We start from the raw sequence: 11707 nt of genomic DNA, 5'->3' as shown, positions 1-11707 counted from the left end.
TGACCCGTCACACGGCTGACGCCGCACGGTCTTACCGGAAGTACGGGGGTGGGCAGGTGATCCTCACGGTCACCCTCAACACGGCGCTGGACCTCACCTACGAGGTGCCCGCCCTCGTGCCGCACGGCAGCCACCGGGTCGCCCGCAGCGCCGAACGGCCCGGCGGCAAGGGCGTCAACGTGGCCCGGGTGCTCGCCGCCCTCGGCCACGAGACCGTGGTCACGGGATTCGCCGGCGGCCCCACCGGGGACCGGCTCCGCGCCCTCCTCGCCCCGGTCGCCCGGCTGACCGACGCGCTCGTCGCCACCGAGGCGGCCACCCGCCGCACGCTCGCCGTGGTCGACACCGGGGCCGGCGACACCACCCAGTTCAACGAGGCCGGCGCCGCCGTCACCGCCGCCGAGTGGACCGCCTTCCGCGAGCGGTACGCCGCACTGCTCGACGGCGCCTCGGCCGTCGCCCTCTGCGGCAGCCTCCCGCCGGGCGTCCACGTCGGCGCGTACGCGGAACTGGTCCGCACGGCCCGCGCCGCCGGCGTCCCGGTCCTCCTCGACACCAGCGGCGAACCGCTCCGCCGCGGCATCGCCGCCCGCCCCGACCTGGTGAAGCCCAACGCCGACGAGCTCGCCGGCCTCACCGGCTCCCGCGACCCGCGCCGCGCCACCCAGGACGCCCGCCGCCGCGGCGCCCACGCGGTCGTCACCTCGCTGGGCCCCGACGGCCTGCTCGCCGCCACCCCGGACGGCCTCTGGCGCGCGGCGCTCCCGGCCCCGGTCCACGGCAACCCCACCGGGGCCGGCGACTCCGTGGTCGCCGCCCTCCTCGCGGGCGGGGCCGACTCCGCCCCCTGGCCCGAGCGCCTGGCGCACGCGGTCGCCCTCTCGGCCGCCACGGTCGCCTCCCCGGTCGCCGGCGAGTACGACCCGGCCGCCTACGAGAGCCTCCTCCCGAAGGTCACGGTCACCCGCGAGGCCTCCCCGTCCTGACCCGGGAACGCGAAACGGCCCCGTCCGGTGCGCGTCACCGTCCGGGGCCGTCCGTGGAAGCCGGGGTCAGCTGCCGACCTTGCCCGCCACCAGGTAGACCTGGTCGATGATCGCCTCGCAGGAGTTGCCCTGCTCGCAGGAGATCTTGAGGGAGTTGCTGCCCTTGGTGAGGGTGGCGTAGCCGTAGGTGGTGGTCCACCCCTTCACCCAGTCGCCCGCCGGGGCGAGGGCGTAGTTCTTCATGTTGACCTTGTACGGCGGGCTGCCGTTGACCGTCAGCATGGCGTCCGCGTCCTTGCCGGGCACGCTGTAGGTGATCTTGAGCGTGTAGTCGCCCGCCTCGGGCACGTCCACGGTCCAGCTCGCGGAGCCGCCGACGCCGTTGAGCGACACGTAGGCGCCGCCCGGGCCCTTGGCCCCCTTGATGTCCTTGCCCACGGTGGCCATGCCGCCGAGGGTGAGCGTCGCCGCGTCCTGCTTGGGCAGCGGACCCTTGGTGGGCTCGGCGGAGGGCTCGGCGGAGCCGCTGGGCTCCTCGCTCGGGGTGGCCGGGGCGCTGGACTGGCTGGTGCCGGTCGCCTGCGGGTCGGGCTTCTTCCCGCCCTGGTTGCCGATGATCGCCGCGGTGATGCCGGCGACGACGACCGCGACGACCGCGACCGCGCCGATCAGCAGGCCCTTGGTGTTCGGGCCGCGGCCCCCGCCGCGCGGGCCCTGCGGGGGCGGGGAGTGCCGGGGCGGCTGTCCGTTGCCGTAGGTCTCGGGGGCCGCGTACTGCGGGTGCGGCTGGCCGTACGGCGCCTGCTGCTGCGGCGGCACGTACGGCTGCGCCGGCTGCTGCCCGTACTGGCGCTCGCCGACCGTCCTGACCTGGTTGTACGAGGTGCGGGGGACGCCGGGCTGCGCGGGGGCGGGGCCCGGGTAGCCGTAGCCGCCCTGCGGGGCGCGGCCGGCCGCCGCCTGTCCGTCCGCGTACAGGTAGCCGAACGGATCGTCTTCCTCGGGCTTGTTCGCGCCGTCGTTACCGGCAGCCATCCGGGTCATCCTCTCCATGCTCGCCAGCCGTCGCCGACCCGGCGAGCCTACCCCGAACGGATGTAGCCCCCGCGCCGGGAACGATCAACCGGCCCGGCGGTGGACCTTGGCGCGGGACCGCTTCTCGACGTACATCCGCTGGTCGGCGGAGTTCAGGACCTCTTCGACGGTCATTCCGCACTCGGCCCAGCCGATGCCGAAACTGGCCCCGACACGGACCGCGCGGCCGTCCACCCGGATGGGCGGGATGATCGCGTTCCGCAGCCGGACGGCGAGGTCGGCGGCGTCGGCGGCGCCGAGCCCGTCGGCGAGGACGACGAACTCGTCACCGCCCAGACGGGCGACGGTGTCGCCGTCCCGGACGCCGGTGGTGAGCCGGCGGGCCACCTCGATGAGGACGGCGTCGCCGGTGTGGTGCCCGAACCGGTCGTTGATCGACTTGAAGCCGTCGAGGTCGCAGAAGAGGACGGCGAGCCCCTTGGTGCCGTCGTCGGTGTCCCCGCCGGTCGGCGCGACCGCGTGCACGTGGTGGTCGTACGCCCCGCCGCCGGCCGGCTCGAAGCCGAAGCCGTGTTCGTGCTCGTGCTCGTAGCCCCCCTCGTAGGCGACGGGCAGCGGGTCGGGGTCGTAGGCGAAGCCGCCGTCCGGGCCGGGGCCCTGGTAGGAGCCGCTGTGCGCGGGGCGCTCGCAGATCCGGGCGGAGAGCCGGGAGCGGAGCTCGGCGCTGTTGGGCAGGCCGGTGAGGGCGTCGTGGGAGGCGCGGTGGGCGAGCTGGAGCTCGTGCCGCTTGCGCTCCTCGATGTCCTCGACGTGGGTGAGGAGGAAGCGGGGGCCGTCGGCGGTGTCGGCGACCACCGAGTTGCGCAGCGAGACCCAGACGTAGGTGCCGTCGCGCCGGCCGAGCCGCAGCTCGGCGCGGCCGCCCTCGGCGGAGGTGCGGAGCAGGGTGCCGATGTCCTCGGGGTGGACGAGGTCGGCGAAGGAGTAGCGGCGCATCACGGAGGCGGGGCGGCCGAGGAGCCGGCAGAGGGCGTCGTTGGTGCGGAGCAGGCGGCCGTGCTGGTCGCCGCCGAGCTCGGCGATGGCCATGCCCGAGGGGGCGTACTCGAAGGCCTGCCGGAAGGATTCCTCGCTGGCGCGCAGGGCCTGCTGCTCGCGCTCCAGGCGGATCAGGGCGCGCTGCATGTTGGAGCGGAGCCGGGCGTTGCTGATCGCGATGGCGGACTGGGAGGCGTACATCTGGAGGGCTTCCTGCCCCCAGGGGCCGGGGTGGCGGCCGTTGCGCGGGCGGTCGACGGATATGACGCCGAGGAGTTCGCGGCCGGTGCCGGACGGCGGTCCGTCGGAGCGGGCGGAGCCGAGGCGGGGCGAGTACATGGGGGCGTAGAGGCGGTCGTGGGGGTGCCACTCGTCCTCGAAGCGGGGGGCGGGGCCGTCGGTGTGCCACTGGGGGACGTCGTCGTCCATCAGGACCCAGCCCTCGGTGTGCGGGATGAAGCGCAGTTCGCCCCAGGGGACGCCCATGGAGAGGCGGCGGTCCCAGGCGTCGCGGGAGCCGACGCGGCCGGTGATGAGGGCTTCGGCGGCGGGGTCCCCGGCGAAGGCGGCGACGACCAGGTCGCCGTCGGGCCGGACGAGGTTGACGCAGGCCAGCTGGTAGTTGAGTCCGGCGACGACGCCGTCGGCGACGGTCTGCAGGGTGTCCGCCAGGCTACGGGCGGTGTTGAGGTCCGCCACGACCTGATGCAGCTGCCGCAGGGTCGAGAGACGGACGTACGGCTCCGACTCGGTCTCCATCGCTCGCTCTCCCCGAGACCTCGACAGCAACTCCAGGCTTCTCATCGGCTTCGTGCTGCACTGTCCCCGCCACTGAATCACAGCGAGCTGCGCACCCGGTACACAGGGTCAGCAAATAGTGCCCTCTGTGACTCAAGTCACAGCATGTCGTGGCGGGATCCGGCGGGTCGAAAGCGACGCCCCGTGCTTCCGGTGCCCCCGCGGAGGTGCGGCGCCGGGACCCGGGCGCGGCTCCCGGGGCCGCGGGTCCTAGGACCCGCGCCGGGCGCGCGCCTGGTCCCGGGGCCCGATGCGGCCCCCTCGGGGCCGCGGCTAGCGTGCCGGGTGTGCTGCAGAAGACCCCCACCCCGCCGCCCGTCACGGACCTCGCCATCCCCCATGCTGAGGGGGTGAGCGACGACGAGTTCCGGGCGGCCATGTCCCGCCTCGCGGCCGGCGTGGTCCTGGTGACCGCGCACGATCCCGACGACGGGCCGCGCGGCGAGGACGTCGGCATGACGGCCACCGCGTTCCTCTCCGTCTCCCTGGACCCGCCCCTCGTCCTGGTCAGCCTGCGCAACGGCTCGCGCATGGACGACCTCCTGGAGGAGGTCCCGGTCTGGGCGGTGTCGGTGCTCGCCGAGAGCCAGCGGCACGTCGCCGGGCGCTTCGCCATGAAGGGCCGCGTCTCGGACCGGCTGCTCTTCGCCGACCTGCCCTACACCCGCGGCGAGGCGAGCGGGGCGCCGCTGCTCGGCGGTGCGCTCACCACCCTGGAGTGCCGCACGGAGAGCCGCGTGGTGGCGGGCGACCACACCCTGGTGATCGGCCGCGTCCTGTCGGTCGGCCTGCCCTCCCCGGACGGCGCCCCCCTCGCGTACTTCCGCGGCAGGTACCGCCGCCTGGGCTGACCCGCCCGGGCCGGGGCACCGAAGCCCGAGCGCCGGGAGCCGGGACGCCGGGGGCCGGGGCTCAGCCCCAGTCGCGGCCCTGGCGGCCGCGCTTGGTCTCCGCGCGCTGCTTCTTCTCCCGCAGCCGGCGTTCGTTGATGCCGCGCGGGATGCGGGTCGCCTTGCGGGGCTTCGGCGGCGGGGCGGTCGCCTCGGCGAGGAGCGCGGCGAGCCGGACGGCGGCCGTCTCGCGGTTGCGCCACTGGGAGCGGTGCTCCGAGGCCCGCACGGTCAGCACGCCGTCCACCAGCCGGGAGGCGAGCCGTTCCAGGGCGCGGGACTTCCACACCTCGGGCAGCGCCTCGGTCGCGGCGAGGTCGAAGAGCAGCTCGACGCGCGAGTCGGAGGTGTTCACGTGCTGGCCGCCGGGACCCGAGGAGCGCGAGAAACGCCACTGGAGCTCGGCCTCGGGGAGCGAGACGGAGCCGCGGATCTGATACGGACCTGACATGCCCTCCATGTTCCCCGGGACGGGCACGGACCGTCACCCTGTTTTCCGCACCGGGAACCGTGGAAGACCTCTCAGCGTTTCTCCGGACGAACACAGCGCGTGAACCACGATGAAAGGGACTTCCATGGCAGTCAGCCTCAGCAAGGGCGGCAACGTCTCCCTGACCAAGGAGGCGCCGGGTCTGACCGCCGTCACCGTGGGCCTCGGCTGGGACGTCCGCACGACGACCGGCACCGACTTCGACCTCGACGCCTCCGCGATCGGTGTCGACGCGGCCGGCAAGGTGGCCTCGGACGCCCACTTCGTCTTCTTCAACAACAAGTCGACCCCGGACCAGACCATCGTCCACACGGGTGACAACCGCACCGGCGAGGGCGGCGGCGACGACGAGCAGATCAACGTCAACCTCGCGGGCCTCCCCGCCACCGTCGACAAGATCGTCTTCCCGGTCTCCATCTACGACGCGGTCTCCCGCTCGCAGAACTTCGGCCAGGTGCGCAACGCCTACATCCGCATCGTGAACCAGGCCGGCGGCGCCGAGATCGCCCGCTACGACCTCTCCGAGGACGCCGCCGTCGAGACCGCCATGGTCTTCGGCGAGCTGTACCGCAACGGCGCCGAGTGGAAGTTCCGCGCGGTCGGCCAGGGCTACGCCTCCGGCCTGGAGGGCATCGCCCGCGACTTCGGCGTCAACCTCTGACCGACGCCCCCAGGGCCTGTGAGCCCCGGCCGGTTCTCCCGCGCCGGGGCTCTACCCTTTCCGCGTGATCGTCGAGACCCTCGCGCCCAAGGTCCTGGAGGACGGCGCCGCACTGCCCGGCACGCTGCTCACCGAGCTCACCGCGCTGTACGCCTCGAACCGGGAGTTCCATCAGCTCGGCGGCGACTTCCCGGATCCCGGTGACATCCGGCCCGAACAGGTCGCGGCCGCCCTCGCCGACGAACTCGCCCACCCCTCCGCCGAGGTGCTGCTCGCCCGCTCCGAAGGCCGGCTCGTCGCCGTCGCCGTGACGCTCGGCCGGCACCCCGACCCGGCCGACCCGGACCCGTGGCTCGGCCTGCTGATGGTCCACGCCGACGAGCACCGCACCGGCTTCGGACGCCGGCTCGCCGGGCACGTCGAGGACGTCTTCCGCGCCCGGGGCCGCACCGGCCTCAGGCTCGCCGTCCTGGAGGGCAACCCGAAGGCGCTCGCCTTCTGGACCTCCCTCGGATACGAGGAGACCGCCCGCCGCCCCGACCTGGCGCACGGCCGCCCCTGCCGGGTGCTGCGCAAGGACCTCGCCCCCGACGGCACGTCAGCCCCCGCCTGAGAAGGCCCACTTGCCCGTCCCACTCCGTGGAACGCGACCGCCCGGATCTTGACCCCGGCACCGGGCGGCTGCTTCCATCACCCGCATGGACCCCCGGACCGCACCGCTCACGCGACGACGTCACGTCGATCTCGCGCGCACGGCCGGCGCCCTCTGTCACCGGCGCTGAGCCAGGCCGCCGCGCCCCGCTGACCGTCCTCGGCCCGACCGGGTGATCCCTGCCCCGGCCGCCGCCGCACCGGCTCTCCGCGCGCCCTCCGGCCCCCGGCCCCCCGGACCCCGTCCGTTCCCCCGCCGGCGCCGCCGTCCCCCGGCCGTCCGGCCCACCCGCGCACCGCCCCGCCCTCCCCGCCTCCCGTCCGTCCGGGTCGCCGGGCGCGCCGGCGTGCGCGGATCCGCCGCGCTCGCTCCCGCGAGTCCCTTCCGGAAGGCCCCCCGCCATGTCCGTCCCGTCCGCGCGCCTCCGTACCCGGCGCGGGCCGCTGGCCACCGCGCTGGCCGCCGCCGTGCTCGCGCTCACGGCCGCCGTCCCCGCCGGCGCGGCCCCGACCGCCGTGCCGACCCCGCCGCACCACCCGTACGCGGGTCCCGACGGCACCGCCACCATGCACGGCGACACCGGCTCCTCCGACACCACGCCGCTGGCCGGGCCCGGCGCGGGCGCGCTGGCGTCGAAGCGGACCGCGCTCGCCTCCGCCTGCCCGACCGTCCTGGTCGGCGCCGACGGCCACCCGGTGGTCCTGTGCACGCCGATCTTCGGCCAGGTGCCCACCGTGCACCTGCTCGACCCGTCGACCGGCGACTCCCTCACCTCGCTCGCCCTCACCAAGGGCTCGCTGCTCGGCGGCGTCTACGCCTACCTCGACGACCGGGACCGGCTGGTCGTCGTCGACGGCAGCGGCAGCCTGCTCCGCGTCGGGCACCACCGGGACGCCTCGGGCGCCTGGCGCCTCTCCGTCGACCAGCGCCTCCCGCTCGGCGACGCCGTCCCGGCCGGCGACGCGGTGACGGGGCTGTCGCCGGACTGGCAGGGCCGGGTGTGGTTCGCGACCGGCGGCGGCGTCGTCGGCCTGGCCGACGACCGCACCGGCCGGGTCACCACGCTCCGGCTGCCGGCCGGCGAGCGGGTCGCCAACAGCATCTCCACCGCCCCCGAGGGCACCGCCGTCACCAGCACCCACGCCACCTACCTGCTGACGGCGGACGCCGACGGCACCCCGCGGATCGCCTGGCGGCAGGCGTACGACCGGGGGCAGGCCCGCAAGCCGGGGCTGCTGAGCTGGGGCAGCGGCTCCACCCCGACCTTCCTCGGCCCGGGCACCGGCACCGAGTGGGTCGCGATCGTCGACAACGCCGACACCACCGTCCGGCTGAAGGTGTACCGCACGTCCGACGGCTCCGAGGTCTGCTCCTCGCCCGTCCTCCGGGCGGCCGGCGGCCCCGGCAGCGAGAACTCCCCGGTCGGCGCCGGCACCAGCGTCTACGTCGCCGGCACCTACGGCTACCCGTACCCGGCGCTGCCGGACGGCGCCGGCTCCTCCGTGCCGTCCTCGGCCGACTTCGCGGGCGGCCTGACCCGGGTCGACGTCCGCCCCGACGGCACCGGCTGCGCGGTCGTCTGGGACAACGCGCTGCGCTCGGCGGCCGTCCCGAAGCTGTCCACCGCCACCCACACCCTGCACACCGTGCTGCGCGACCCGGTGATCCCCGGCACGAAGGGCACGAGCCTGCTCGACCCCTACCGCTACGCGCAGATCGACCCGGAGACCGGCAGGGTCCTGCGGGCGAAGCAGGTCGGGATCGGCTCGCTGTACGACACGCTCCAGATGGCCGGCACGGTCGCCCCGGACGGCGCCTACCTCCAGGGCACCGTGACGGGCGTGCTGCGCATCACCGCCGGCTGACCGGACCGGACCGGCCGGCCCTCCCCGCCGCGGGCGGCCGCCCCCCTCCTCACGGGCGCTCCGGACGGCCCTTCCCGTACAGCCAGACGTCCCACACCCCGTCCAGGTCCCGCCCCGCCAGCGCCTCCGCGTAGGACGTGAAGTCCTCCGTGGAGGCGTTGGCGTGCCGGCGCTCGGCGGGCCAGCCGCGCAGCAGCTCGCCGAAGACCCCGTCGCCGACGGTCTCGCGGAGCTTGTGCAGGACCATCGCCCCGCGCTGGTAGACGGGCGGGTCGAAGAGGTTCTCTGCGGTCGGCGGATCGGCGGGCGGGAAGGCCCAGTTGGCCTCCTCGGCGAAGGCCGCCTCGAAGCTCTCGCGGGCCGGGACGGAGCCGTGCTCCTCCGCGTACAGCCACTCGGCGTAGGTGGCGAAGCCCTCGTTGAGCCAGAGGTCCTGCCAGGTGGCGGGGGTGACGGAGTTCCCGAACCACTGGTGGGCCATCTCGTGCACGAGCGTCGCCCGGTCGAAGGAGGAGGCCGGGAAGACGGGCCGGGTCTGGGTCTCCAGGGCGTAGCCGAGGACGCCGTCGGGGACGACGACGGCGCCGGCCGCGTCGAAGGGGTACGGGCCGAAGCGGTCCTGCTGGCGGGCGAGGACGGTGGGGAGTTCGGCGCGGAGCCCGGCGGTGGCGGAGACCAGCGAGGGGTCGACGGCGGTGACGACCGGGACGGTGCCCAGGGCGGTGCCGGTGGTGGTCGCGTACCGGCCGATCATCACGGTGGCGAGGTAGCTCGCCATCGGCTCGGTCTGGCGCCAGACCGTGCGGGTGCGGCCGCCGGAGACCGGCTCGGCGGAGACGCGGACGCCGTTGGAGAGGGCCGTCAGACGGCTGGGGGCGGTCAGCGCGATCTCGTAGGCGGCCTTGTCGGAGGGGTGGTGGTTGCCGGGGAACCAGGTCGTGGAGCCGGCCGGTTCGCCGACCGCGACGGCTCCGCCGCCGGTGTTCAGCCAGCCCTCGGTGGAGCCGTCGGGGTCGGTGAGGGGCTCGGGCACCCCGGAGTAGGCCACGGTGACGGTGAACTCGGCGCCGTCGGGCAGTTCGTCGCGGGGGCGGAGGGTCAGCTCGTCGCCGGCGCGGTTGACGGCGGCCGGCTCGCCGTCGACGGTCGCCTCCGCCACGGTGAGGCCGGCGAGGTCGAGGTTGAGGGCGGAGAGGTCCTGGGTGGCGCGGGCGGTGATCGTCGCGGTGCCGTCGAGGCGGCCCGAGTCCGGGTCGAAGGCGAGGTCGAGGGCGTAATGGGAGACGTCGTAGCCGCCGTTGCCCAGCCGGGGGAAGTAGGGGTCCTTCAGCCCGGCCGCGCCGGGGGTGCCCTGCACCCCTCCGGTCGCCGGGGTGCAGCCGCCGGCGAGGAGCCCGAGCACGGCGAGGACCGCCGCCGCGCCCGCGGCGACGGTCCTCGGGGACCGTCCGGTCCGGCTGATCCGGGTCACGTACGGATCCTAGACAAGTCGGACAGGAGGTGGGGGTGGGAGCGCCCGTCGGGGGGAATCGGGCGCCCCCACCGGCCGGTGGGGCGGGGCGGCTCCCCCCGCGCGGGACCACTCCGCACGACGGACGCCCGTACGGCTCCGGGAGGGAGCGCAGCCGGGGCTCCCGGCCCCCGCGTGCGGGGCGGTCGGCCCGCGCGTACGGCTCCGGGGCGGAACCGGGGGCCCCGGCCCGCGCGTACGGCTCCGGGACGGAACCGGGGGGTGTTACTTCGCCAGCTCGGCGACGCCGGCCCGGGCGAACTTCTCGTCCAGGTCGCCGGAGGGGGCGCCGGCCACGCCGATGCCGGCGATCGGGCCGCCGTCGGCGGTGACCGGGGCGCCGCCGCCGAGGAAGAGGGTGCCCGGGATGTCCTTCAGGTTCGGGGTCTGGGCCAGCCGGCCGGCGAGCACCGAGGTCGGGGCGTTCCAGGAGACGGCGGTGTACGCCTTGCGGATCGCCGACTCGTAGGACTGCGGGCCGGCACCGTCGCCGCGCAGGGTGACGAGGGTGTTGCCGTTGCGGTCGACGACGGCGACGGAGACGCGCTGGTTCTCCTTCTCGGCGGCCTCCAGGGCGGCCTCGGCGGCCTCGGTCGCGGCCTCGATCGTGAGGTGCGTGGTCTGGCGCAGGTGGTCGCGGCCCGCGTCGGCGACGGCGGCGGGGGCGGCGGCCGGAGCGGAGGCGCTGGCCGAGACGGCGCCGAAGGTGCCGGCGGTCAGGACGGCGGCGGCGGCGGCACCGAGGACGAGCTTCTTCTTCATGGTGGGCTCCCGAGGAGGTCGTGGCGGACCTGACCGGTCCGGTGGAGGAGGGCGCGTCCTGCGCTCTGCCTCCATCCTGGGTCCGGTCCCGGCCCCCGCCGGTCCACGGTCCGGCTGCCCTCCCGGCGCGCACCGGAGGATGCCGGGGTCAGCCGATCGGCTGATGCCCGGGGGGTCCGCACGGGCCAGCATGGACACGTACACCCAGGTCGGCGCGGTCCGCGCAGGGCGCGCGGCACCGGGCGTACGGCCCGCGAAGGAGGCGAGACGGTGGACCGGACCGGTCGGCACGCGCGGCACACCCCGCACCCCCCACCCTCCCCGTACGGGCCCTCGGCCCCCGGGCCGTCCCACGGGCCCCTGCCGCACGGCCCCGACCCGCGCGGCCGCGCGCACGACCCCGACGCCGGCTGGCTCGCGCGCGTCATGCACGTGGTGTTCTTCCTGCTGCTCGGGGCCTCCCTGGCGCGGTTCCTGCTGCGGCACGCGTGGGAGGACCGCAGCCCGTGGATCATCGCGCTCAGCGGCGCGCTCGCCGCGCTCTACCTGCTCGGCCCCGTCCTCGGCACCCGCGCCACCCCCCGCCGGATCGCCTGGCTGTGCACGGTCGTCGCGGTGTGGGTGGTGCTCGTCGTCCTCGCGCCCAGCTTCGCCTGGTGCGCGGTCCCGCTCTTCTACACCGGCCTGCGGACCCTGCCCCACCGGGCGGCCCTCGTCCTGGTCGCCCTCCTCACCGCCTTCGTCGTCTTCGCCCAGGTGCAGCTCTCGCACGGCGGCTGGGACCCCAACCTGATCGTGGCACCGCCGGCCGTCGCCGCCCTCGCCACCGGCGTCTTCGTCCACGCCGACCGCCAGGCGGCCCGGCAGCGGGCCCTCATCGACGACCTGATCCGCACCCGGCGCGAACTCGCCGCCATCGAACGGCGCGAGGGCACCCTCGCCGAGCGGCAGCGCCTCTCCATGGAGATCCACGACACCCTCGCCCAGGGCCTGTCGAGCCAGCAGATGCTGCTCCAGGCC

Annotated in this window: 12 protein-coding genes; 7 read left to right on the top strand and 5 right to left on the bottom strand. The window is 75.5% G+C overall.

Features of this window, described 5'->3' with window-relative positions; genetic code table 11:
* Positions 1-56: 56 nt before the first annotated feature.
* The gene (locus tag IE287_RS00055) at positions 57-986 is read left to right on the top strand and encodes a 1-phosphofructokinase family hexose kinase (RefSeq protein ID WP_189846771.1); all 930 of its coding nucleotides are present in this window, start codon (positions 57-59) and stop codon (positions 984-986) included.
* A 66-nt stretch (positions 987-1052) separates the two neighbouring features.
* Here IE287_RS00055 and IE287_RS00050 read toward each other — a convergent pair whose 3' ends face one another.
* Both IE287_RS00050 and cdgB read right to left on the bottom strand, forming a co-directional pair.
* Entirely contained in the window at positions 1053-2021 is a 969-nt protein-coding gene (locus tag IE287_RS00050; protein ID WP_189846770.1) for a carbohydrate-binding protein, read from the bottom strand.
* An 84-nt stretch (positions 2022-2105) separates the two neighbouring features.
* The gene (cdgB, locus tag IE287_RS00045; RefSeq protein ID WP_189846769.1) at positions 2106-3818 is read right to left on the bottom strand and encodes a diguanylate cyclase CdgB; all 1713 of its coding nucleotides are present in this window, start codon (positions 3816-3818) and stop codon (positions 2106-2108) included.
* Positions 3819-4144: 326 nt separating this feature from the next.
* Here cdgB and IE287_RS00040 point away from each other — a divergent pair, with 326 nt between their 5' ends.
* Positions 4145-4708, top strand: a complete 564-nt coding sequence (locus IE287_RS00040; protein WP_189846768.1) for a flavin reductase family protein — start codon at positions 4145-4147, stop codon at positions 4706-4708.
* 61 nt (positions 4709-4769) lie between these two features.
* Here the strand turns inward: IE287_RS00040 and arfB are convergent, their stop codons facing one another.
* Positions 4770-5207, bottom strand: a complete 438-nt coding sequence (gene arfB / locus IE287_RS00035; protein WP_189847241.1) for an alternative ribosome rescue aminoacyl-tRNA hydrolase ArfB — start codon at positions 5205-5207, stop codon at positions 4770-4772.
* Positions 5208-5322: 115 nt separating this feature from the next.
* On the opposite strand from arfB, the gene IE287_RS00030 reads away from it, so the two are divergent.
* The 4 genes from IE287_RS00030 to IE287_RS00020 all read left to right on the top strand — a co-directional run bounded on the left by IE287_RS00030 (position 5323) and on the right by IE287_RS00020 (position 8415).
* On the top strand, positions 5323-5898 hold the full coding sequence (locus tag IE287_RS00030) for a TerD family protein (RefSeq protein ID WP_043226150.1): 576 nt from the start codon (positions 5323-5325) through the stop codon (positions 5896-5898).
* Positions 5899-5962: 64 nt separating this feature from the next.
* On the top strand, positions 5963-6511 hold the full coding sequence (locus IE287_RS00025) for a GNAT family N-acetyltransferase (RefSeq protein ID WP_189846767.1): 549 nt from the start codon (positions 5963-5965) through the stop codon (positions 6509-6511).
* An 85-nt stretch (positions 6512-6596) separates the two neighbouring features.
* Entirely contained in the window at positions 6597-6680 is an 84-nt protein-coding gene (locus IE287_RS39365; RefSeq protein ID WP_373307784.1) for a putative leader peptide, read from the top strand.
* Positions 6681-6951: 271 nt separating this feature from the next.
* Positions 6952-8415 carry an NHL repeat-containing protein gene (locus tag IE287_RS00020; protein WP_189846766.1) on the top strand — a complete coding sequence of 488 codons (1464 nt, stop codon included), beginning with the start codon at positions 6952-6954 and terminating at the stop codon, positions 8413-8415.
* 49 nt (positions 8416-8464) lie between these two features.
* Here IE287_RS00020 and IE287_RS00015 read toward each other — a convergent pair whose 3' ends face one another.
* Together IE287_RS00015 and IE287_RS00010 are read right to left on the bottom strand one after the other, a co-directional pair.
* Entirely contained in the window at positions 8465-9886 is a 1422-nt protein-coding gene (locus tag IE287_RS00015) for a M1 family metallopeptidase (protein ID WP_373307762.1), read from the bottom strand.
* A 264-nt stretch (positions 9887-10150) separates the two neighbouring features.
* Positions 10151-10687 carry a GlcG/HbpS family heme-binding protein gene (locus IE287_RS00010; RefSeq protein ID WP_229883198.1) on the bottom strand — a complete coding sequence of 179 codons (537 nt, stop codon included), beginning with the start codon at positions 10685-10687 and terminating at the stop codon, positions 10151-10153.
* A 360-nt stretch (positions 10688-11047) separates the two neighbouring features.
* On the opposite strand from IE287_RS00010, the gene IE287_RS00005 reads away from it, so the two are divergent.
* Positions 11048-11707: histidine kinase (locus IE287_RS00005; RefSeq protein WP_373307783.1), on the top strand; the 660-nt coding region annotated here is incomplete at its 3' end.

This window comes from Streptomyces omiyaensis, from assembly GCF_014650895.1.
Lineage (GTDB): Bacteria > Actinomycetota > Actinomycetes > Streptomycetales > Streptomycetaceae > Streptomyces > Streptomyces omiyaensis.
Note: the sequence above shows the minus strand (reverse complement) of the source record. Positions and strands in the feature narration are given on the sequence as shown.